Consider the following 22917-nt stretch of genomic DNA (forward strand, 5'->3'; position numbering starts at 1 on the left):
CACCGAGGAGCGCCGGCATGCCCGAACATGTGCTGTGGTTTGAAGAGATCGGCATGGGCGACGTTCCCCAGGTCGGCGGCAAGAACGCCTCCCTGGGCGAACTCATCCAGTCCCTCAAGGCCCGGGGCGTGCGGGTCCCCGACGGCTTCGCCACCACCGCCGCGGCTTACCGGACGTTCATCGCGGCGAACGGGATGGAACCGGCGATGCGCTCGCGGATCCTGGCCTACCGTTCCGGCGACGCCACGCTGCGCGAAACCGGGGAGGCCATCCGGGAACTCTTCCTGGCCAGCGATTTCCCGGAGGACATCGCCGAGTCCATCCGCTCGCATTACCGGGACCTGGGCATGCGCGCCGGGCGGGAGCGGCTCTCCGTCGCCGTCCGCAGCAGCGCCACGGCCGAGGACCTGCCCGACGCCAGCTTCGCCGGCCAGCAGGAAACCTTCCTCAACGTCGCCGGCGACCGGGAACTCATGGACGCCTGCCGTCGCTGCTACGCCTCGCTGTTCACCGACCGGGCCATCAGCTACCGGGAGGTCAAGGGCTTCGACCACCTCGACGTCGCGCTCTCGATCGGCGTGCAGCGGATGGTCCGCTCCGACGTCGGCGCCTCCGGGGTGATGTTCTCCATCGACACGGATTCCGGTTTCCCGCGGGCGGCCGTGATCAGCGCCGCCTGGGGCCTCGGCGAGACCGTGGTCCAGGGCAGCATCAACCCGGACAAATACCTGGTGTTCAAACCGCTCCTGGGCGACGCCGCAGCGGCCGAGGAACCGGCGGAGGGGCCCACGGAGGGCATCAGCCCGATCATCGAAAAGACCCTCGGCTCCAAGGCACAGAAGATGGTCTACAGCCGCGGCGGCCACGCCCGCACCCGGACGGTGGACACCTCCGACGCCGAACGCCGCGCCTTCGTGCTGGCCGACGCCGAGATCCTGACCCTGGCGCGCTGGGCCGTGACCGTCGAGGAGCACTACGGCCGGCCGATGGACATGGAATGGGCCCGGGACGGCGAGACCGGCGAGCTCTTTATGGTCCAGGCCCGGCCCGAGACCGTGCAGTCACTCAAGACCGGCTCCCGCTTCACCCTGCACCACCTGCTCGAAACAGGGGCTGTCCTGGCGACCGGGGCGGCGATCGGTGACTCGATCGCGCAGGGGACGGCCTGCGTGATCCGGAGCGCCGCGGACATCGAGAGGTTCCGCGACGGCGCCATCCTCGTCACGGAAATGACCGACCCGGACTGGGTTCCCATCATGAAGCGCGCGGCCGGGATCGTCACGGACCATGGCGGTCCCACTAGCCACGCGGCGATCGTGAGCCGGGAACTAGGGGTCCCCGCCGTCGTCGGGACCGGCAACGCCACCGGGGTGCTGGCCGAGGGACTGGCCGTGACGTTGTCCTGTGCCGAAGGCGACCAGGGCCGCGTGTACGCCGGCACGCTCGCGTTCGAAACCGAGGAAGTGGACCTGGGCGAACTGCCGGCGACGCACACCAAGGTCATGGTCAACATCGCCAGCCCCGCGGCAGCCTTCCAGTGGTGGCGGCTGCCCGCGGACGGCGTCGGGCTGGCCCGGATGGAGTTCATCATCAGCGCCCTGATCCGGGTCCATCCGATGGCGCTGGTCCATCCGGAACGGGTCACGGATCCGCAGGAGGCCGCGCAGATCAGGGAACTGACCCGCGGCTACGCCGACCCCCGGGACTACTTTGTGGACGAGCTGGCGCTGGGCATCGCGAAGATCGCCGCGCCCTACCACCCGAACCCGGTGATTGTGCGGCTCAGCGACTTCAAGACCAACGAGTACGCGCACCTGGTGGGTGGTTCAGCCTTCGAGGAGGCCGAGGAAAACCCCATGCTCGGTTTCCGCGGCGCCTCGCGCTACTACGACGAACGGTACCGGGACGGCTTCGCGCTCGAATGCCGGGCCCTGAAGCGGGTCCGGGAACGGATCGGCTTCGGCAACATCATCGTGATGGTCCCGTTCTGCCGCACCCCGCAGGAAGCGGACAAGGTGCTGGCCGTGATGGCGGAGAACGGCCTGGTCCGCGGCGAGCACGGCCTGCAGGTCTACATGATGTGCGAAATCCCCTCCAATGTGGTCCTGGCCGAAAAGTTCGCCACCCGCTTCGACGGTTTCTCGATCGGCTCGAACGACCTCACCCAGCTGGTCCTGGGCGTGGACCGCGACTCTGCGCAACTGGCGGCGCTGTTCGACGAGCGCGACGAGGCCGTCATGGCGATGATCAGCGAGGCGATCCGCCAAGCGCACGCGGCCGGGATAAAGATCGGCATCTGCGGCCAGGGGCCCAGCAACCACCCGGAGTTCGCGGCGTTCCTGGTCGGCGAGGGCATCGATTCCATCTCGCTGAACCCGGACAGCTACCTCAGGACCGTCCCGCGGATCGCGGAAGCCGAGAAGCTGGCGGCTTCCCGGTAGCGCCGCCGGCGTCCTTCTGCCCCCGGGTCCTCGTACCGGGCGCGTTGGTCCCCGCGGCCTTGGTCCCCCCCTGTTTGCCGGCACTCAGCGCGCGCAGAGCATTGAGGATGGTGGCCAGGTCCACGAGCTCCTGGGACAGGGCGCCGGCGATGGCCGGGACGAAGCCGGCCGCCGCGGCGATCATCAGGGCCACGCTCAGCGCAATGCCGATCCAGATGCTCTGCAGCGCCACCTTGATCGTCCGCTGGCCGATCCGCACCGCCGAGGCCACCTTGGACAGGTCATCGAGGATGATCACGACGTCGGCCGATTCGCCGGCCGCCGTCGAGCCGCGCGCACCCATGGCGATGCCGACGTCGGCGACGGCGAGGACAGGTGCGTCGTTGACGCCGTCGCCCACCATCATCACTGGCCGGACGGGGAGGGACCGGACGGCTTCTACCTTGTCCGCCGGCAGGCATTCGGCACGGACGTCGGTGAGCCCGGCCTCGCCGGCGATGTGCTTGGCGGTGGCGAGGGCGTCGCCGGTCAGCATGACAGTCCGGGTCACGCCGAGTTCCTTGAGCTGGGCCAGGGTGCGGCCGGTTTCCCCGCGGATGGGGTCGCTCATCACGAGGGCGCCGGCAAATTCTCCGGCCACGCCAACGTAGATGGCGAGTTCGCCGCTGGCCAGCTCCGTTTCCACCAGGCCCGGGGCCGACTCCGCCACGAAATTGGGTTTGCCGACCACCACGTCCCGGCCGTCGAAGCGGGCCCGGACGCCGTGCGTGGCGAATTCGTTGGCCTCGGTGGCGGTCCCGAAGACCAGCCCGCGGGCCCTCGCCGCGTCCATCACAGAGGCGGCGAGCACGTGGGAGGAATATTGTTCGGCGGAGGCCGCGAGCCCGAGGACCGCGTCCTCGGTGAAGGAGCCCGAGGTCCTGATACCCACCAGGGACGGCCGGCCGTAGGTCAGGGTGCCGGTCTTGTCGAAGGCTGCGGTTTTGATCCGGCTCAGTTGTTCCAGGACGCCGGCGTATTTGACGATGATGCCGCCGCGCGCGGCCCGGCTCATGCCGCCCAGGAAAGCCACGGGGGCGGCGATCAGCAGCGGACATGGCGTGGCCACCACCAGGACTTCGGCGAACCGGGCCGGGCTGCCGCTGATGATCCAGCCGATGGCGCCCAGCAGGTACGCGAACGCCGTGAACGGGACGGCGTAGCGGTCGGCCAGGCGCACCATGGGCGCTTTGCTGTCCGCGGCTTCCTTCACCAGGGCGACGATCCGGCTGTACTGCGAGTCCTCCATCAGGGCGGTCACCTGCATCCGGACCGCCGCTTCGCCGTTGAGCGAGCCGCTCATCAGCCCTTCGCCGGCCACCCGCTCCACCGGGAGGCTCTCCCCGGTGAGCGAGGACTCATCGAAGCTGCCCGATTCAGAAAGCAGGATGCCGTCCAGGGGCACCACTTCGCCCGGCCGGACCAGGAGAACGTCCCCGACCCGGACATCGGTGGCGGCAACGTCCTCGTGCTGGCCGCCGGCCTGAGCGTCAAGGGGCTCGGTTCCGGACGTGCTGGTGCCGGCGGGGTTCGTTCCGGCGGGGTTCGTTCCGGCGGCGGAGCTGCCGGTGCGTTCCCGGTGGGCCGTCTGCGGGACGCGCTCGAGCAGGGACGTCAGTTCCTTCTTGGCCCGTCCCGCGGCGTAGTCTTCCAGGGCTGTGCCGCCGGCCATCATGAGCACAATGATCATCGAGGCGACGAATTCGCCCACCAGCACGGTGCTGACGATCGCCGTGACGGCGAGGATGTCGATGCCCCACTGCCCGCCCATCAGCCGACGGACCATGCCGACGGCGAGGTAGGCCGCCACGGCGAGCGCGTAAATGCTCGCGCCGATCTGCGCGATGTCCTCGTGGCCGGAGACCAACAGCAGCACGACCGCCAGAAGAACGGCGACCGTGCCCGCAACCAGCGGATACCGGAGCGCAATTTTCACGGTGTTCCCGCCTCGATGTTCGCGCAGAACCCGGCGTCTGCGCCTACAAGCATCCTACTGCGCAGCCTCCCCCTCCCCGCGGCGCGAACGTACACTTGAGGCCCCGCCGAGCCGCTGTCCCCTAGGCGCGAACGTACACTTGAGGCCCCGAAGTGCCGCGCATTCGGGGCCTCAAGTGTCCGTTCGCGCGTCGAGAGTTGAGACGGGTGCGCCGGGCTGGCTGCGGGCCTTTCAGCCCTACCCGTGCTGGGGCCGGTGGTGCCATGGTGAAGCATGTGGTCGATCTTGACCGGGAACACCCGCCGGCTGATTGCGCTGGCGGCCGCGGTGCTGTTGCTTGCCGCCGCGGTGGTGACGGCGGTGATCCTTTCCGGGCGGCCTGACGGTGCTGCGCCGCCGTCCGCCTCCGTCACCGTCACTACGACGGCTGCGGCGGCGCCGACACAGAGCGCGACGCCGGCCCCGCCGTCGAGCCCCGCGACCAGCCCGGCGCCGGCTCCGCCGTCGAGCCCGCCGCTCACCGAGGCACCGGTCACGGAGGCGCCGCTCCCGCCCGCCGAACCGCCGCCCGCCCCGCCGCCACCTCCCCCGGCTCCGCCGCAGCCACCGGCGGACCCGTTCCCGGCGGCGCTCCGGGGCGCCGACGTCGGGGTCATCCCCAACGCGGGGCCTGTTGTCGCCCTGACCTTCGACGCCGGCGCCAACTCGGCAGGCCTGCCCGGCATACTGCAGACCCTCGCCGCGACCGGAACCCGGGCAACCTTCTTCCTCACCGGCACCTGGGCCAGCGCCAACCAGGGCGGCGTCGCCTCGATCGTGGCCGCCGGCCACCGGGTGGGCAACCACTCGATGACGCACCCGGGGTTCACCTCCCTCAGCGACGCCCAGATCGCCCAGCAACTCGCCGGAGCGGAGGCGGCGATCACGGCCGCGGGCGCAGACCCCCGCCCGCTGTTCCGGTTTCCCTTCGGCGAGCGGGACACGCGGACCATCGCCGCGGTAAATGCGCTGGGCTACCTCCCGGTCCGCTGGACGGTCGACACCCTGGGCTGGAAGGGCACCAGCGGAGGCATCACCGCCCAAATCGTCGCCGACCGGGTGCTCGCCGGGCTGCAGCCGGGGGAAATCGTCCTGATGCACATCGGCTCCAACCCCGACGACGGAAGCACCCTCGACGCCGACGCCCTGCCGCAGCTCATCAACCGCATCCGCCAGGCCGGCTACGGCTTCACGACGCTCGATGCACTCCTTGGCTGAGGCCGGCTGCCGCAGCGGCTGCCGCGCCGGCCGCCACCGACGCCGCCCCTGTTGCCGCACACCGAAGACTGGTACGAATAGCGCATGACGGAGTCGCCCACTGTTGCAGCTGCACTGGCGCCCGTCGACGCGGTGGTCTTCGAACTGGACGGCGTGGTCCTCGACACCGCGGAGCTCCGGGCCGCGGCCTGGCGCCGGCTCGTCGGGGACGTCTTCAACGACCCCCGGCTCCCGTCGCGCACCCGCCGCGACCCGCTCACCGATGCCGACTACACGGCCTTTATCGAGGGCAGGACATCCGCCGACGGGATCGCGGCGTTCCTGGCCGCGCGCGGGGCTCAGCTCCCGCCCGGCTCGCCCGCGGACGGCCCGGGAGACTGGACCGCTTTCGGACTCGGTAAACGCCAGGACGAGCTGTTCGGGCAGGCGCTGCGCGACAACCCGCCGCGGGCTTTCCCCAGCACCGTAGCCCTGCTGGAACGGCTCAGGGCGGGCCGGATCCCGGTGCTGCTCGCCACCTCCGCGTCCAACGCCGGCGCGCTCCTGGCCGTCGTCGGCCTGGACGGGTTCTTCGACCACGTGGCCGACGGGCAGGCGGCGCTCCGGCGCGCCATCCCGGGCAAGCCATCGCCGGCGCTGGCCCTGGAGGCGGTGCGCCGGCTGGACATCCCGCCCGGCCGGGCAATGGTCATCGAAGCGGCCGTCGCAGGGGTGGAAGCGGGCCGCCGGGGCGGCTTCGGGCTCGTCGTCGGCATCGACCGGACCGGCCGGCGGGCCGTGCTGGAAGCCGCCGGTGCGGACATCGTGGTGGAAGACGTCAGCGAACTGGACATCGGCCTGGTCATCACCCACCCTTGGCTGTTGGTTTATGAGGGTTTCGACCCGGCGCATGAGGGGCACCGGGAGGCCCTCACCACGCTGGGCAACGGCTATCTGGCGACCCGCGGCGCCGCCCCCGAACACCGCGGCGGCGAGGTCCACTACCCGGGCACTTATCTGGCGGGCGTCTACAACCGGCTGGCCAGCGTCGTGCAGGGCCAACGGACCGTGGACGAACACATGGTCAACATCCCGGACTGGCTGCACCTGGACGTACGGATCGAAGGCGGCGCCTGGTGGTCCGAGGGAGGCCTGACGCTCCGCCGGGAACGCCGCACCCTGGACCTCAAACGGGCGCTGCTCACCCGGGAAGCGCTGCTCGAGGACGACGCCGGACGGCGGCTCCAGCTGGTGCAGCGCCGGCTCGTCTCGATGGCGGAGCCGCATCTCGCCGCGCTGGAGACCGTGCTCACCGCGGACGGCTGGAGCGGGCGCGTCAGCATCCGCAGCGGCTGCGACACGGCGGTGACCAACTCCAATGTTCCGGAGGATGCGCAGCTGTCGACGCGGCACCTGACGGGGGTACAGGTCTCGGAGTCCGCCGGCGGCCCGGGTGCCGGCAGGCAGAACACAGGCGCCCCCGGCGCCGTGGGACTGAGCGTTCAGGTGCAGACCAGCCAGAGCCGGATCGGCATCGCCCTGGCGTTGCGGACGGAGCTGTCCGGACCGGCCAATTCCGAGCTCGAGCAGCTGGGCGGGCTGTACGCGCACCGCTTCGAGGTGCCGGTCGCGGACGGGAGTGCGGTGAAGGTGACCAAGACGGTGGGGGTCGCCAGTTCCCGGGACCACGCGGTCTCTTCTCCGCTGACGGGCGCTGAGGCGGTGCTGGCACGATCGGGCGGTTTCGAGGCGCTGCTGGCGGAGCATGAGCGGGCCTGGACCCTGCTGCTGGCACCGTTCATCATCGAGTCCGATGCCCCCTCCCAGGCGCAGCTGATCCTGAACCTGCACGTTTTCCACCTGCTACAGACGCTGACGACGCATACCGCCGAGCTGGACGCGGGCGTGCCGGCCCGGGGACTGCACGGGGAGGGCTACCGTGGGCACGTCTTCTGGGACGAGCTGTTCGTCCTTCCGGTGCTGAACTCCCGCCTGCCCTCGCTGGCCCGTGAACTTATCGACTACCGGTGGCGGCGGCTCGGCACCGCCCGCGACGCCGCGAGGGCGGCCGGGCTGCGCGGCGCGCTCTTCCCGTGGCAGAGCGGCAGCGACGGCACGGAGCAGACCCCCAAGCTGCTCTACAACAAACTCTCCGGGCACTGGGTGCCGGACTATTCCCATCTCCAGCGCCACGTGGGCCTGGCCGTGGCCTACAACGCCTGGCAGTACTTCGAAGCCACCCAGGACCGCGGCTGGCTGACGCAGCACGGCGCGGAACTCATTGTCGAGGTTGCCCGCCTGTTCGCATCGATGGCCGACTACGACCCCATCGACGACCGGTTCCACCTCCGGGGCGTCATGGGTCCGGACGAGTATCACACCGGAAATCCGGGCGACCCGGGCGGCGGCCTGGATGACAACGCATACACCAACATCATGGCCGCCTGGGTGTTCGACCAGGCCGAATGGATCATGCACTCCGTCCGGGGCTTCGACATGGAGGACCTCCGGGCACGGCTCGGCGTTACGGCGGCGGAAATCGCGGCCTGGGCGCGGCTGAGCCGGCGCATGTTCGTGCCCTTCCACGGGGACGGCATCATCAGCCAGTTCGCCGGCTACGGTGCGCTCCGTGAGCTGGACTGGAACCACTACCGCCGCAGCTACCGCAATATCGAGCGGCTGGACCTCATCCTGGAAGCCGAGGGCGACAGCACCAACCACTACCGGCTCGCCAAACAGGCCGACGTCCTGATGCTGCTCTACGTCCTCGGCGAGGACCAGCTCCTGGGCTTCCTCGGCCGGATGGGCTACACCGTCACCCCCGCGCAGATGGCCGCAACCGTGGACTTCTACCTGGCCCGGACAGCGCACGGCTCCACGCTCAGCCGCGTGGCGCACGCCTCGGTCCTCGCCCAGCGCGACCCGGAGCAGGCCTGGGCCACGTTCCGCGAAGCCCTGGACGCTGACCTCGACGACACCCAGGGCGGAACCACCAGCTCGGGCATCCACCTCGGCGCCATGGCGGGCTCGATCGACGTCGTCCAGCGCAGCTTTGCCGGGCTTCGGATCACCCGCGATGCCCTCGACTTCAGCCCCCGGCTGCCGACCGAACTCCGCCGGGTGGACTTCCAGGTCCGCTACCGCGACCAGTTGCTGGCCGTGCACTTGGAAACCGACCGGCTGCTTGTCTCCGCTGCCCCGGGCGACGCCGCCCCGGTCCTGGTCCGGGTGGGCGCCCGGCAAGTGCTGCTCCGGGCCGGCCAGGAGCACGAGTTCCTCCGTTCCGGCACGGATGGCTAGTGGGCCACGCGGATGACGGCGGCGCCGGTGACCCGGTCCGCGGCCAGGTCTTGCAGCGCCCGGTCCGCGGCTTCGAAGGGGTAGGCCACGGTGGTCGGGCGGAGCGGGATTTCCGCGGCGAGGCGGAAGAACTCCTCGCCGTCGGCCCGCGTGTTGGCCGTGACGCTGCGCAGCTGGCGCTCCTGGAAAAGCTCGGCGGCGTAGTGCAGGGGCGGGATGTCGCTGAGATGGATGCCGGCGACGGCGAGGGTTCCGCCCCGGTCCAGGGCCCGCAGCGCCGGCGGCACCAGGCCGCCGGCCGGGGCGAAGAGGATGGCGGCGTCGAGCGGGTCCGGAGGCTGTTCGTCGGCTCCGCCGGCGAAGGTGGCCCCGAGGTCCAGGGCGAGGCGGCGGGCGTCCGGGGACCGCGTCATCACGTAGACCCTGGCCCCCTGGTGCAGCGCCAGCTGGGCGGCGAGGTGGGCTGAGGCGCCGAAGCCGTAGATGCCCAGCCGGCCGCCGATGGGCAGGTCCGCGCGGATCAGGGCGCGGTAGCCGATGATGCCGGCGCACAGCAGCGGCGCCGCTTCCTCATCCGGGAAGATGTCCGGGATCCGGTAGGCGAAGTCCTCGGCGACGGTGATGAGTTCGGCGTAGCCGCCGTCGCGGTCCCAGCCGGTGAAGGTGGGGGACAGGCACAGGTTTTCCTGACCGCGCAGGCAGAACCGGCAGGAGCGGCAGGTGCCCCCGAGCCACGCCACCCCCACCCGCTCGCCGGGCCGGAACCTGGCCGCCCCCGGTCCCGCGCCGACTACCTCGCCCACCGCTTCGTGCCCCGGGATGACGCCGGGCCGCCGCGGCGCCAGCTCGCCCTCGGCCAGATGCAGGTCTGTGCGGCACACCCCGCAGACATGCACCCGGACCAGGACTTCCCCGCGGCCGGGCACCGGGTCCGGGCGCTCGCCGGACACCAACGGCCCATCGGCCATCGGCCCGGGCTGCGCAACCCACCAGGCTCGCACAGAGCCTCCCTTTCCCGCATTCCTCGTCCTGACCGGGGGCTCCGGAGGCGCGCCCCCGGAGCCCGGGAATCAGCGCGTAATCATGACATTGCACGGGGCCTTGTGCAGCACCGCGGAAACGGTGTTCCCCAGTCCCCCCTCGCGGCTGTGGGTGCCGAGCACCAGCACATCCGCATCCGCTGCAGCCTCCACCAGTTCCTTGGCGGCCGCGTGGCCGTCCTTGAGGGTGCCGAAGACGGCGAGCCCGGGGACCAGCCGGCTGGCTTCGGCGACGGCGTGCTCCAGCAGCTCGGAACGGTGCAGCGGGGCGTGGCGGCCGTGCTCCCCGCCGGCCCCGCCCCGGCCCGGATCGACGTGGACGAGCTGCAAGCCGGCCCCGACCGCGGCTGCCAGCCGGGCGGCGTCGGCGAGGACGGCCGAACTCCGGGCGGCTGCGTCGATGCCCACGACGACGGGCCGGCCGGGCAGATGCGGGCGGCGGACCACCATCAGCGGGCACGGTGCGGAGCTTGCGAGGTCGAGGCAGACCGAACCGGCCAAATGTCCAAGCACGCCGCCCATGCCGCGGCTTCCGACAACGAGGAGGGCGGCGCCGGCGGCCGCGTGGCGCAGGACCTGCGCGGGCAGGCCCGCCTCCATGACGCCGCCGACGTCGACTCCCGGGGCGGTCTCGCGGGCCAGCTTGAGGCCCTCGGCGAGAATGGCCTCGGCGGAATGCCGGAGCCCGCTGCCTGCCACGCCCTTGACCGGCCCCAGATCCTTGGTGAACACCGGCCAGACCCAGGCGTGCACAACTTTTAGGGGGAGGCCCCGGGACGCGGCATGGCCGGCGGCCCAGCGGACGGCGAGCTGCGAGGTTTCGGAACCGTCATAGCCGACGGCGATGGGCCCGGGGGCTGCTGCAGGCGCCGGCATATATCCTCCCGGTAGGCGGACGGTGGCACCCCCAGCGGTGCGTCCCCCCAGTACAGCCCGCGCGGGCGCGGGGCGCCTAGGGGCTTTGGTCCCCAGCCCGCTCCCGGCCGCCGTGTTCTTCCCGCAGCTCGCGTCCGCGGCGGATGTCCTCTTCCTCCTTGGCCTGGAGCTTGTCGCTCTTCTTGGTATCGCGCGGCGGCAGCTGGATGGTTTCCTCGGCCTCGATGCCGGCCTGGAGCTGGCGGCCGCGCTCGGTTTCGGCGTCGAACTCGGCACCGAACAGCAGCGACATGTTCAGGATCCACAGCCAGAGCAGGGCGATGATGACGCCGCCGATCGCCCCGTAGGTCTTGTTGTAGCTGTTGGAGTAGGCCACGTAGAAGCCGAAGGCCAGGGACGCCAGCAGGAACACGACCAGGGCGATCGCCGACCCCATGCTCATCCAGCGGAATTTCGGCTGCTTGACGTTGGGGGTGGCGTAGTACAGAACGGCGATGGCCACGATGACCAGGACCAGCATCACCGGCCACTTGGCGACGTTCCAGACGGCCAGGAAAGCATCGCCGAGGCCGATGACGTTTCCGACGGACTCGGCCACCGGACCGCTGAGCACGAGCATCGCGGCCAGCACAACGACGATCAGCAGGTTGACGACGGTCACGCCGAGCATGGTGCCGCGCAGCTTGAGGAAAGGCCTGCCCTCATCGACTTCGTACACCCGGTTCATGGCCCGGCCGAACGCCCCGACATACCCGGAGGCGGACCAGAGCGCGGTGAGGAGGCCCACGATGAACGTCAGGCCGGCGGCCGAAGAGCTGGCCAGTTCCTCCACCACCGGGCGGATCGTGTCCACGGTCTGGCCGGGCGCGATCCCCTGGACGATGTCGAGCAGCGCCGAGGTGGTTTTCTGCGCGTCCCCGAAGAGGCCCAGCAGCGACACCAGCGCCAACAGCGCCGGGAAGATCGAGAGCACCGAGTAGTAGGTCAGCGCGGCGGCCAGGTCGGGGCACTGGTCTTTGGTGAATTCCCGCAGTGTCTTCTTGGCGATGTACTTCCAGGAGGGCTTGGTGACATCGGTGGGGCGGTCCGGCTTGCGCGCGTCGTCCGGCGCGGGAGCGGTGCGCGCCTTTGCGGTGCTGCTCTCCGGGGTTTCGGCGTCGTCCATGGAGCCAGTTTCCGCCGTGGTGAGGTTCTTGGCCATCGGAATCTTCTTTCGTGGTTAAGCGCAGCGGCCGGCTGCCCAGCGCGTCAGCGGGGCAGCCGGCCGTCTGCCGGGTCGGGCTAGGCCTGCTGGACGTTGTCCCTGGCGTCGGCGGCGCGGTCCTTCACATCGGCGACCGCCATCTGGCCCTCACCCTTGACGTTCTGGGCGGCGTCGGTAGCCGTGGCCTTGACGTTGTCCATGGCGTCCTGGGCAGGTTCCTTCAGGCCCTCGGCCACGTGCTTCGCGGCCTCGGTCAGCTCGGTGGTGAGCGGCTCGGCAGCCGTCTTCAACGCGTCAGCGGCCTCCCGCTCCTTGGTGCTCGCCGGAATCAGCGAGGACACCAGCAGGCCGGCGCCGAAGGCGATGAGGCCCGCAGCGAGCGGGTTGCCCTGGGTCTTCACCTTGGCCTGGTGCGGTGCGTCGGCAACGGCGGAACCGGCGTCGTTAAGGTGCGAGGCGGCGCTACCGCCCGCGGAATGCATGCTGCCGGAGGTGTGGTCGGCTGCTCCCATGACTCTCTCCTTCGCTCCGAACACTGCGTCTTTGACTCTGTCGGTCTGGCGCTGGACGATGTGGGACGGGGTGACCTTGTCGGCCACGGCATCGACGTTGGTGCCGAGCCGGGCGCGGGTTGCTTCAATGTCTGCGCGGATGGCATCCGGGTTTTCACTCATTGTGTTTTCCTCGCTCTAGTGGCTGGGCTTGAGGGTCGGGGGGATTTCCTGGAGGGTCTCCGCGGTCTGGGGCATGCCCTTGATCGCCTTGAGTTCCTTGCGGCCCATCGAGGCCAGAACGGCGCCGATGATGCCCCAGATGATTGCGACGACGACGCCGGACCATCCCAGTCCCATCAGGGTTCCCAGCCCCCACCAGAGGGCGAGGGAGAGGAACAGCAGGACAAAGTGGCCCGCGACGCCGGCGCCGGCAAACATGCCGCTGCCCTTGCCTGCCCGGCCGGCGGTCTGCTTCAGTTCGGCCTTGGCGAGCTCCACTTCCTGACGCATCAGGGTGGACATGTCCCGCGTGACGTCACCGAGCAGGTCGCCCAGGGAAGTGGTCTCCGCCTTCAGATGGGCCTCCGTGGGAGGCATCGGGGTGCCCGTGGGCATCTCGCCGCTCATCGACGGCCTCCGTCGAACGGATCCTTACGGTCGGGGTCGACTGCCGGATCGATGCGGTACGGATCGGCAGCCAGCGGGTCGGCGGCCAGCGGGTCGTTGGCCCACGGGTCGGCCTGGGTGCCGGAGCCCTCAAGCGGGTTGGGCGGGTAGGTCTCGACGGCGGGCGCCGTCGTCGGCTCCGGATACGTGCCGGCCATGCCGGCCGTCGTCGTCTCCGGGTAGCCCACCGGCGGCGGGGGGACCGCGACGCCGGCATCGGGCACCCGGGTGGCCGTGGCGCCGGCCTGCGGAGCGGCCGTGCCGGCGGAGGTTTCCGGAGCTCCGGCGCTAAGGCTGCGGCTGAGCCGCCCGGCGAGAATGCCGGCGCCGGCGGCGGCCAGCAGGAACGTGCCCGGGCGCTGGCGGGCAAACGACTTCACCTCGTTGAGCAGCGAACCCGGGTCGCGGTTGTCGAGCCAGGCGGCTACGGACGAGGAGCGCTCGGCGGCCTGGCGGACCAGGTCCGTGGCGACGCCGGGCTGGTCCGAGGCTGCTGCCATCGTATGGAGTTCGCTGGAGATGGAGCGAAGGCCCTCGGCGGCTTTCTGCTGCTGCGTACCGGCCTGCGCGGTGAGATCAGTGCGCGCCTGGGCCAGGAGGTCCTTGGCGTTGCTCTTCACCTCGCTGGCCACGTGCGCGGCCTCGGACTTGGCGGTTTCGGTCACGTTCTGGGCGGCGTCGGCGGCCTGGCGGGTCACTTCGCCGGCCTCGTCCTTGGCGGCATCGGACTTCGACGACGTTCCGGTCGAAGCCGGCGGGAACGTCGAGCTGCGCCGCAACTCCGGCTCGGTACCCTGCGTCACTGTCGGGGTGCCGTAGCTGCCGTCCTGGGGCCATTGGTTCTCTGTCATCGTCGCTCTCTTTCCTTGTAGATCTGTTGCCGGGTAGAACACCGGCAGCGCCGAACTCGAATAGTAAGCATGATTACTATCCGATAGTAAGCACGCTTCGCATTCGATTACAAGGTCGGACGGCAAATTGGGGGAGTGGCTGCCCGCTAGGGTTGAAGCATGAGCAAAACGGCGGACGGCTGATGGCCAAGCGGGGCAGGGCGGCCGGCCGGGACACCGGAACCTCGACGCCGGGAGTGGTGGACGTGCCGAAGGGTTCGCGCCCGAACGGCCCCGTGGCCGGCGTCTATTACATCGACACCGGCGACTGCGAGCTCATTCCTGACCAGGACAATTCGACTGGCTGGCTGCTGCGGATCAACGGCGTCATGAGCTCGCACATCGATCTCGCGGACCCGCTGTTCCTCGACTTCGAGTACATGCGCTGGATTGCCGCGCTGGTGGAATCACGCTGGCCGCCGTCGACCCGTCCAAAGCTGCGGGCCCTGCACCTCGGCGGCGGGGCATGCTCACTGGCGCGTTACTTCCACGCCGCCTACCCGGACGCCCGCCAGGTGGTGGTGGAACTGGACGGAAAACTCGCCGAGTACGTCCGCGGCTGGTTCGATCTGCCCAAGGCCCCGCTGCTGCGCCTCCGCGTGGGGGAGGCCCGGGAAGTGACCGAGACCCTGACGCCGCAGACGCGGGACCTGATCATCCGCGACGTCTTCGCAGGCGCAGTGACCCCGCGGCCGCTCACGACGGCGGAGTTCACCGGGCACGCCAAGCGGGTCCTGGCGCCCGGCGGGATCTACCTGGTGAATTCCGGCGACGCCCCGGCCCTGGCCAATGCGCGCGAGGACGCCGCCACCATCGCCGCGGCCTTCGAGCACACGGTCATCATTGCCGACCCGGCCATGCTCAAGGGCCGGCGCTACGGCAACATGATCATCGCCGGCAGCGACGCGCCGTTCGACGACGACCCCGGCCTTGCCCGGCGCCTGCTCGGCGGGGCGGTGCCGGCCCACATCTGGGACGACGCCCGGGTGCGCGCCTTCGCCGCCGGCGCGGCCGTCCGCCACGACCCGAAGGCGCCCGACCAGGCGGAGTCGGCGGACGACGATGCCGCCCGTCCGGCGTCGTCGACTGCTCCGTAACGGTCTTTTTCCGGCCCAAAGGGCGCCTAAGGAGCAGCCGATGCGTGACCGCCCCGGCCGAGGAGGGCCTCGCGGTGCGCGTCGGTCTGCTCGCGCAGTGCCTGGACGACGGCGGCCACGGCGGGCCGGCGCATCGAATCGGGCCGCAGGACCATCCAATAGGGCAGCAACTCAGCGAACTGCTCCGGCAGCAGCCTGACCAGGTCCGGGTGCAGGTCGGCGGCGAAGCAGGGCAGGAACCCGACTCCCGCCCCGGCCCGCGTCGCCTCCACGTGGACGAAGACGTTGGTGGAGCTCAGGCCGTCCCGCATGGTCGGCACCAGCCGGCGCGGGGCGTCGAGGTCGTCCACCTGGAGCATTGAGTCGACGAAGTAGACCAGCGGATGCTCCTTCAGTTCGTCCACCGACGCCGGCGTGCCGTACTCGGCCAGGTAGCTGCGCGAGGCGTACATGCCCAGCATGTACTCACCCAGCCTGGCGGCCTCGGCGCGGTGCACCTGCGGCTCGCCGACCACCACCTCGATGTCCAGCCCGGAGCGCTGCTGCAGCGCCCGCCTAGTCACCGTGATGATCTCGACGCTGAGCCCCGGGTGGAGGCGGCGGAGCCGGGCCACCGCGGGGGCGGCGATGTAGGCGCTGAAGCCGTCCGTCGCCGTCATCCGCACGACGCCGGTGACCGGGTCCGGCGTCTTTCCGGGCTGTTCGAGCGAGCCCACTGCGCCTTCCACCTGCTCCGCGACGGCAACCGCCGCGGCGCCGAGGTCGGTCAGTTCCCAGCCTCCCGCGGCCCGGGACAGGACCCGGCCGCCGAGGGCCTTCTCCAGCGCGGCGATCCGGCGCGAGACGGTGGTGTGGTTCAGGCCCAGGGCCTGGGCCGCCGTCGTGAACTTGGCCGAGCGCGAGACGGCCAGCAGGACCAGGAGGTCGTCGGGATTTGCCTTCATATCTGCAATTCTGCACACACTTCGTGCCCGTTTGGCCATTGAGCCGCGGCGAATCTGCGGCAATACTCGATGAAGCCCATTTTCAGTGCCGTGCATCACAGCTGGTTGCGCGGCAACGGCAAGCACCACAAAATGTGTCGCCGTGGACACCTAGGAGTTATCTATGAGCGTAGAACAGCGCTCCGCTACACCCCCCGCAGCCCGCAAGGGTGAGGGCCTCAAGAAAATCGTGGCCGCCTCGATGGTCGGCACCGTCGTCGAATGGTATGAATTCTTCCTCTACGCCACCGCCGCCACCCTGGTGTTCGGCAAGTACTTCTTCCCGGCTACCGGCAATGAGCTGGACGGCATCATCCAGGCCTTCCTGACCTACGCCGTCGGGTTCGTCGCCCGGCCGCTCGGCGGGATCGTCTTCGGCCAGATCGGTGACAAGCTGGGCCGCAAGCCCACGCTTCAGCTGACCATCGTAATCATCGGTGTGTCCACCTTCCTGATGGGCTGCCTCCCCGGCTTCGTCGACATCGGGTACCTTGCCCCGGCGCTGCTGGTGATCCTGCGTTTCATCCAGGGCTTCGCCCTCGGCGGCGAATGGGGCGGCGCCGTGCTGTTGGTGGCCGAGCACAGCCCCAACGAGTCCCGCGGCTTCTGGGCCAGCTGGCCCCAGGCCGCCGTTCCGGTGGGCAACCTGCTGGCCACCCTGGTGCTGTTCATCATGTCCAACACGCTCAGCGCCGCGGACTTCCTCGGTTGGGGCTGGCGCGTGGCGTTCTGGCTCTCCGCCGTCATCGTGTTCGTTGGCTACTACATCCGCACCAACGTCTCCGAGGCGCCGATCTTCCTCGAGGCCAAGGCGCAACTGGAAGCCGAACAGGCCGCCAGCTACGGCGTCCGCGAGGTTATCCGCAAGTACCCCAAGGGCATCCTGCAGTCCATGGGCCTCCGGTTCGCGGAGAACATCATGTACTACCTGGTGGTCAGCTTCTCGATCGTCTACCTGAAGACCGTGGACAAGTACGACACCTCGTCGCTGCTCCTGGCGCTCCTGATCGCGCACCTGGTGCACTTCCTGATCATCCCGCAGATCGGCCGCCTGGTGGACAGCTGGGGCCGCAAGCCCGTGTACCTGGTCGGCGCCATCTCCGGAGCAACCTGGCCGTTCTTCGCCTTCCCGATGTTCGACACCAAGAACGCCGTCATCATCGTTCTGGCCGTGACCATCGGCCTCTGCCTGCACGGCTTCATGTATGCCGGCCAGCCGGCGCTGATGGCCGAGCTGTTCCCCACCCGGATGCGCTACGCCGGCGTCTCGCTGGGCTCGCAGGTCACCTCGATCTTCGCCGGTTCGCTGGCGCCGCTGCTGGCCACCGCCTGGCTCAAGGACACCGGCTCCTGGCTGCCCACCGCTCTGTACCTCGTCGTGGCATGCGCCATCACCACGGTGGCAGTGCTTAGCCTGAAGGAAACCAAGGGCATCGCGCTGGAGGAAGTGGACCGGCTCGACGCCGAGCGTGAAGGCCTGGCCGTAGCGGCCGTCCGCTGAACCGCATGATGTCAACTGCAGAACTCGTCAATTTCTGAACTGGAAGGCTGGGTAACATGGAAAATTCGCTCAACGGCCGCAAGGCCCTGGTCACCGGCGGCGCCAGCGGCATCGGGGCGGCAACCGTCCGCGCCCTGGCCGCCCGCGGCGCGAAGGTGGTGGTGGCCGACGTCAATGAGGCCGCCGCCACCGCCCTCGCCGACGAAGTGGGAGGAACCGCCTGGGCGGTCAACCTGCTCGACGTCGACTCACTTCAGACGCTCAGCCTGGACTGCGACATCCTGGTCAACAACGCCGGGATCCAGCGCATCAGCCCCATCGAGGACTTCGATCCTGCGGACTTCCGCCGGATTGTCACGCTGATGCTGGAGGCACCCTTCCTGCTGATCCGTGCCGCGCTGCCGCACATGTACGCGAACAACTTCGGCCGGATCATCAACCTCTCCTCGGTCCACGGCCTGCGGGCATCGCCGTTCAAGAGCGCCTACGTCTCCGCCAAGCACGGTCTGGAAGGGCTGAGCAAGGTCACGGCGCTGGAAGGCGGCGCGCACGGCGTAACCTCCAACTGCGTCAACCCGGGGTACGTCCGCACGCCGCTGGTCGAGTCGCAGGTCGCGGACCAGGCCAAGGTGCACGGCATCCCGGAATCCGAGGTGCTGGCCAAGATCATGCTCACCGAGGCTGCGGTGAAGCGCCTGGTCGAGCCGGAGGAGGTTGCCTCGCTGGTGGCCTGGCTGGCCTCGAACGACGCCGGGATGGTCACCGGCGCGAGCTACACCATGGACGGCGGCTGGTCCGCCCGCTGAGCTGTCCGCGCACTTCACGGGCGGCTGGAGCCGCTGCTGCCGAGGTGGGACTTGGCGCCCAGTTTCTGAGACCGGGGCGCTAAGTCTCACCTCAGCGCGGTGGGCTCCCGCCGCTGCTCTGGTCAGCGGCGCGGCCCCGGCGGTCCGCACCGGCCCGAGGTCTCCCCAGCGGAGGCACCCGGCCGGTCCGGTAACGTCGTACGCCAACTGTACGGGCCGCCATCGCGAGTAACACGAGTAACAACTACCCCTTGGGAGCACCCATAACACTTGGGTTGCACCTAGAAACTACTTACCCGCGGGTAGCTCTCCGGCCAGGGAGTCGCAGGCGACGTTCGGGGACCGCCGTCGGAGGTCAACGCAAGGGCCCGCCAGCCGTTGCCGGCTGGCGGGCCCTTGTTGGAGCCGTGCGCCCTACTTCAGGAAGTCATTCGTGTAGGTATCTGCCAGCTTGATGTCCTTATTGCCGACGTCAGGGTTGGCCACCTGCTGGGTCTTCAGCACCGCCCGGACACCATTCTCGGTGAAGGCGCCGTCCTTGCTGAGCGTCTTCTTCAGGTCCTCGATCACCGCGGCGTAGAGAGCCTTGTCCCCGCCGGCGAACTTCTCCGGCATCTTGGCGGCGATCTCCTCCCCGGAATGCCCGGCGATGAATTCCAGGGTTCGCTTTATGGCCTTGGCGAGCTTGCCGGCCGTCTCCTTGTTGGCGTCCAGCCACTCCGCCTTGGCGTAGAGGCTGGAAGAGGGCCACGCGTCGGCATCGAAGACTTCCTTGAGCCCGTCGGCGGAGCGGACGTCCTCGAGGATCAAAGGATCGTGCCCCATCCGTTTGGTCAGCACTGACACATCAGGCTCGAGCATGACGGCGGCGTCGACCTGCCCCTGCTCCATGGCCGCGACAGCCGACGAGCCGGCGCCGATGGCCGAAACCGCCGCGTCCGTCTTCTGCATACCGTTCTTTGCGAGGAGATACTTGATGAACATGTCCGTGGAGGATCCGGGGGCGGTCACGCCGACGTTCTTCCCTTTGAGGTCGGCAATGGTCTTGATCTTGCCCTCGTTCTTGGGTGCGACCAGCAGCACCAGGCCCGAGGACCTGCCCATGTCCACGAACGCTTTGATCGGCTGATTCTTGGCCTGCATCTGGATGGTGTGCTCGTAGTATCCGCTGGTCACGTTGGTACTGCCGCCAATCATGGCCGTCAGAGCCTTGGAGCCGCCCTGCAGGTCCTGGAGTTCGACGTTCAAGCCTTCGTCTTTGTAGTAACCAAGTTCCTGCGCGAGCGTAGTCGGGAGGTACGTCAGCAGGGTCTGGCCACCGATGCCGATGGTTACTTTGGCACTGCTGCCGCCGCTTGCCGCGGCGCTGCCAGGCTGGCCGGGAGGCGCCGCGGACGGAGTGCCGCAAGCAGAAAGAGCGAGGGCAAGCGAGGCGGCAAGGGTGAGCGGGCGGAAGATGCCCCGGCGCCTTTGCCCGGTTTTGATCTGTGTCATCGATGGTCCCTTCTAAGCGGTGATAGTGGATTGGTTCAGGCCGGGACACCGGTCTGATGCTGGTCACTCAGGGCGCCCGGCGTTCCATGGGCCGGGCTGGCAAGGGGGAGGGCTAGGCCGATTGGGTCGGGCGCCAGCGGAGCAGGTGCCGTTCCAGGCGGTTGACGAGGAGATCGATGATCAGGACCACGATCATCAGGATGAACATCCCCGCGAACACGCCCCGCGTATCGAAGACGCCTTGGGCCTGGGCAATGGCGTAGCCCACCCCGGCGGATGCTCCGAGGTACTCGCCCACCACGGCGCCTGTGATGGCGAAACCGACGCTGATGTGAAGGCTGGAGAAGATCCACGTCAGGGCGCTGGGGATGAAGACGTGGCGGAGGAGTTGCTTTTCGGAAGCGCCCAGCATCCGCGCATTGTCCACCAACACACGGTCAACGCTTTTGACGCCCTCGAGGGTGTTGAAGAAGACGATGAAGAACACGAGGGTGAAGCCGAAAGCGACCTTGGACCAGATGCCCAGGCCGAACCAGAGAAGGAAGATCGGGGCCAGCACCACGCGGGGGAGGGCGTTGAACATCTGCAGGAACGGGTCCAGCAGGCGTTCGAGGAAACGTACCCGGGCCAGGACGAAGCCAAGGAGGAGCCCTGCGGCGGCTCCCACGAGGAAGGCGAGAATGGCCTCCTGCATGGTGACCCACAAGTGGGGGAAGACAAAGCCGGACGATACCCACAACCAGACGGTCTGGAAAATGTCCGACGGAAGCGGGAAGAAGAATTCGTCCACCACGCCGGCGCGTACGGAAAGCTCCCAGGCGCCAAGGACTGCAACGGTGAGTAGGAATTGGGTGCCTCGCATTGCCAGCGGCGACATCTCGGTCCGGCGGTTCCGCCGGCGGGTGCCGCTGTCGAGGGCGGCCGAGAGCCCGTTTTTCTTTGAGTCCAGGAGCGTCACGCGACTTCACCTTCTTCCGCCATGGCGGTCTCGTAGGTCTTGGAAACCTCGACCTTCAACCTGCCCCAGATCTCGCGGTGCAGAGCCACAAACTGCGGGTCATCGCGGATGTCGAGCAGGTCGCGGGGCCGCGGGATGTCGATTTCGTAGCTTCCCACGACCGTGCTTCCGGGGCCGGCCCCCAGGATCACCACTTCGTCGGACAGCGCGATCGCTTCGTCCAGATCGTGGGTGATGAAAACGACGGCCTTGCCTGACTCCTGCCACAGCTGAAGCAGCTCGTTCTCCATGATCTGGCGGGTCTGAACGTCAAGTGCGGAAAAAGGTTCGTCCATGAGCAGCACATCCGGATTGACGATCCAGGCCTGGGCGATGGCCGTGCGCTTGCGCATGCCACCGCTGAGCTGGTGGGGGTACCGGTCCGCGAAATTCTTGAGGCCGACCTTCTCAAGCCAGCGCCTCGCCTCGGCGTGGGCCTCGGCCTTTGATGCGCCAGCCATTGTCAGGCCGAGGCTGACGTTGTCGATGACGGTCTTCCACGGCAGCAGGGGGTCCTGCTGGAACATGTAGGACGCCCGCCGGTTGACCCCGTTCACCGGTTCTCCAAAGCTCGTCACTTCGCCGCTGCTGGGGTTCAGCAGCCCCGCCGCCATGTTGAGGATGGTGGACTTGCCGGACCCCGTGGGGCCGACAATGGAAACAAATCGGCCGGGTTCGACTTTGAGGTTGATGTCGCGCACGGCGAAGTATGTCTCACCCCCTGGCATCGGGAATTCCTTGGTGCACGCGGTGAGTTCCACTGCGTACCTTGACGTGTCTGCCTTTGCAGCTGGCATCGTTGCACTCTTTCCGGCCGTCGTTGGCCGATTGTTCTCGCTGCTTATCCTTACCGGTTCTGGCTCTTGTGCGCCGTCTCGAGGCCCCGGTTGTCGGCTCTGACGAGCTGGGCCCTGACTGCCACATCGTGGGTTCACCATCATGATGTGGAGCCGATGCTAACAGTAAGCCGGATCACACTCAACGACCCGCAGAACTTTTGCCCCTTTCGGACGAGGGGTGCCGGAGGCCGGGATGCGGACTCTTACACTTTGAGCATGAGCCCCAATGAATCCTCGGCCACGCCATTGCTGGTTCTCCGAAAGATCACGTCCATCCTGGACGCTTTTTCCCTCGCCGCGCCGGAGCAGTCGCTGGCCGAACTCCGGGCAGCGACCGGCATGCCCCACTCGACCGTGCAACGCCTCGTGGCCAACATGGTCCAGGAAGGCATCCTGGACCGGCACGGGGACAAGTTCCGCGTGGGGGTCCGGATGGCGCACTGGGCCGCCCCGGCTGTCCAGGGTCTCGACCACCTTGAGTTGCTCGCGCCCGTGCTGCGGCGTTTGCGTGATGAGCTGGGTGAGACGGCCTGCATATTCCGGGAATCCCAGGGTAAGCGGGTCTGCATAGCGCTGGCAGAGACCCGGCGGATGCTCCGGAGGGTGGTGCAGGTGGGTGAGATCATGCCGCTTCATGTGGGTGCCGCGGGGCGGGTACTTCTGGCGTGGAACCCCGACGTGGCCGAGCAGATCTATCGCTCCGGGCTGCGCTCCCTGACTGAGCAGACGATCACCGACGCCGCCAACCTGGAGGCCGCCGTCGCCAGAACCAGGGCGGACGGCTTCGCCATCACCACCGGGGAGCGCGTTTCGGGGGCCAGTGGAATCTCAGCCCCCATCTTTGGGCCGCAGGCCGAACTGTACGGCGCGCTCACCGTCATGGGGCCGGCGCTCAGGATGCCCTACGACGTCTGTGCCGCCTGGATCGAGCCCGTTCTTGCGGCTGCTGAAGAAGCCACGCGTGTCATTGGGGGAACCATTCCGTCGACAGGGGTACCCACATCGTGGATTTAGGTCCACAATATGAAATGGGGTGGCGCCCCGAGAGGACGTCTCAATAGGCTCCCCGCTAGGCAAA

The 22917-nt window shown here is 68.8% G+C and carries 18 protein-coding genes; 7 read left to right on the forward strand and 11 right to left on the reverse strand.

Going from position 1 to position 22917, the window contains the following annotated elements:
- Positions 1-17: 17 nt before the first annotated feature.
- A complete protein-coding gene (ppsA, locus tag FFF93_RS01185; protein ID WP_138767694.1) occupies positions 18-2441 on the forward strand; it encodes a phosphoenolpyruvate synthase in 2424 nt (807 codons plus the stop codon).
- On the opposite strand, the gene FFF93_RS01190 is transcribed toward ppsA, so the two are convergent.
- Complete coding sequence (locus tag FFF93_RS01190) at positions 2389-4416, reverse strand: heavy metal translocating P-type ATPase (protein ID WP_138767693.1); 2028 nt, start codon at positions 4414-4416, stop codon at positions 2389-2391. The genes ppsA and FFF93_RS01190 overlap by 53 nt on opposite strands.
- 285 nt (positions 4417-4701) lie before the next feature.
- Between FFF93_RS01190 and FFF93_RS01195 the strand changes: the two genes are divergently transcribed.
- Together FFF93_RS01195 and FFF93_RS01200 are read left to right on the forward strand one after the other, a co-directional pair.
- Positions 4702-5673: a polysaccharide deacetylase family protein gene (locus tag FFF93_RS01195; protein WP_261375237.1), complete on the forward strand. Its 972-nt coding sequence runs from the start codon at positions 4702-4704 to the stop codon at positions 5671-5673.
- Positions 5674-5757: 84 nt separating this feature from the next.
- Positions 5758-8952, forward strand: coding sequence for an HAD family hydrolase (locus FFF93_RS01200; RefSeq protein WP_138767691.1), 3195 nt, complete (start codon positions 5758-5760; stop codon positions 8950-8952).
- Here the strand turns inward: FFF93_RS01200 and FFF93_RS01205 are convergent.
- The 6 genes from FFF93_RS01205 to FFF93_RS01230 form a co-directional block, all read right to left on the reverse strand.
- Entirely contained in the window at positions 8949-9902 is a 954-nt protein-coding gene (locus tag FFF93_RS01205) for a zinc-dependent alcohol dehydrogenase family protein (RefSeq protein ID WP_395858405.1), read from the reverse strand. The two genes, FFF93_RS01200 and FFF93_RS01205, sit on opposite strands and share 4 nt — an antisense overlap.
- A gap of 120 nt (positions 9903-10022) precedes the next feature.
- The gene (locus tag FFF93_RS01210) at positions 10023-10868 is read right to left on the reverse strand and encodes a universal stress protein (protein WP_138767689.1); all 846 of its coding nucleotides are present in this window, start codon (positions 10866-10868) and stop codon (positions 10023-10025) included.
- 76 nt (positions 10869-10944) lie between these two features.
- Positions 10945-12069: a YihY/virulence factor BrkB family protein gene (locus FFF93_RS01215; RefSeq protein ID WP_138767688.1), complete on the reverse strand. Its 1125-nt coding sequence runs from the start codon at positions 12067-12069 to the stop codon at positions 10945-10947.
- Positions 12070-12149: 80 nt separating this feature from the next.
- The gene (locus FFF93_RS01220) at positions 12150-12746 is read right to left on the reverse strand and encodes a DUF3618 domain-containing protein (RefSeq protein WP_138767687.1); all 597 of its coding nucleotides are present in this window, start codon (positions 12744-12746) and stop codon (positions 12150-12152) included.
- 15 nt (positions 12747-12761) lie between these two features.
- Positions 12762-13163 (reverse strand): phage holin family protein, encoded by a 402-nt coding sequence (locus FFF93_RS01225; RefSeq protein WP_138770275.1) that lies wholly within the window; start codon positions 13161-13163, stop codon positions 12762-12764.
- A gap of 26 nt (positions 13164-13189) precedes the next feature.
- Positions 13190-14083, reverse strand: coding sequence for a hypothetical protein (locus FFF93_RS01230; RefSeq protein ID WP_138767686.1), 894 nt, complete (start codon positions 14081-14083; stop codon positions 13190-13192).
- Between the two features lie 182 nt (positions 14084-14265).
- On the opposite strand from FFF93_RS01230, the gene FFF93_RS01235 reads away from it, so the two are divergent.
- The gene (locus tag FFF93_RS01235) at positions 14266-15219 is read left to right on the forward strand and encodes a spermidine synthase (RefSeq protein ID WP_138770274.1); all 954 of its coding nucleotides are present in this window, start codon (positions 14266-14268) and stop codon (positions 15217-15219) included.
- A gap of 26 nt (positions 15220-15245) precedes the next feature.
- Here FFF93_RS01235 and FFF93_RS01240 read toward each other — a convergent pair whose 3' ends face one another.
- Entirely contained in the window at positions 15246-16163 is a 918-nt protein-coding gene (locus FFF93_RS01240; RefSeq protein WP_138767685.1) for a LysR family transcriptional regulator, read from the reverse strand.
- A gap of 163 nt (positions 16164-16326) precedes the next feature.
- Here FFF93_RS01240 and FFF93_RS01245 point away from each other — a divergent pair, with 163 nt between their 5' ends.
- Entirely contained in the window at positions 16327-17703 is a 1377-nt protein-coding gene (locus FFF93_RS01245; protein WP_138767684.1) for an MFS transporter, read from the forward strand.
- Between the two features lie 56 nt (positions 17704-17759).
- The gene (locus tag FFF93_RS01250) at positions 17760-18509 is read left to right on the forward strand and encodes a 3-hydroxybutyrate dehydrogenase (RefSeq protein ID WP_138767683.1); all 750 of its coding nucleotides are present in this window, start codon (positions 17760-17762) and stop codon (positions 18507-18509) included.
- Between the two features lie 414 nt (positions 18510-18923).
- Here the strand turns inward: FFF93_RS01250 and FFF93_RS01255 are convergent, their stop codons facing one another.
- The 3 genes from FFF93_RS01255 to FFF93_RS01265 all read right to left on the reverse strand — a co-directional run bounded on the left by FFF93_RS01255 (position 18924) and on the right by FFF93_RS01265 (position 21797).
- The gene (locus tag FFF93_RS01255; protein WP_138767682.1) at positions 18924-20003 is read right to left on the reverse strand and encodes an ABC transporter substrate-binding protein; all 1080 of its coding nucleotides are present in this window, start codon (positions 20001-20003) and stop codon (positions 18924-18926) included.
- A 112-nt stretch (positions 20004-20115) separates the two neighbouring features.
- Entirely contained in the window at positions 20116-20961 is an 846-nt protein-coding gene (locus FFF93_RS01260) for an ABC transporter permease (protein WP_222424638.1), read from the reverse strand.
- A complete protein-coding gene (locus FFF93_RS01265) occupies positions 20958-21797 on the reverse strand; it encodes an ABC transporter ATP-binding protein (RefSeq protein WP_222424639.1) in 840 nt (279 codons plus the stop codon). The genes FFF93_RS01260 and FFF93_RS01265 overlap by 4 nt, the downstream gene beginning before the upstream one ends.
- Before the next feature lie 258 nt (positions 21798-22055).
- Here FFF93_RS01265 and FFF93_RS01270 point away from each other — a divergent pair, with 258 nt between their 5' ends.
- On the forward strand, positions 22056-22853 hold the full coding sequence (locus tag FFF93_RS01270; protein ID WP_138767681.1) for an IclR family transcriptional regulator: 798 nt from the start codon (positions 22056-22058) through the stop codon (positions 22851-22853).
- The last annotated feature ends 64 nt before the right edge of the window (positions 22854-22917 follow it).

This window comes from Arthrobacter sp. KBS0702 (assembly GCF_005937985.2).
In the GTDB taxonomy this organism is placed as follows: Bacteria; Actinomycetota; Actinomycetes; order Actinomycetales; family Micrococcaceae; genus Arthrobacter.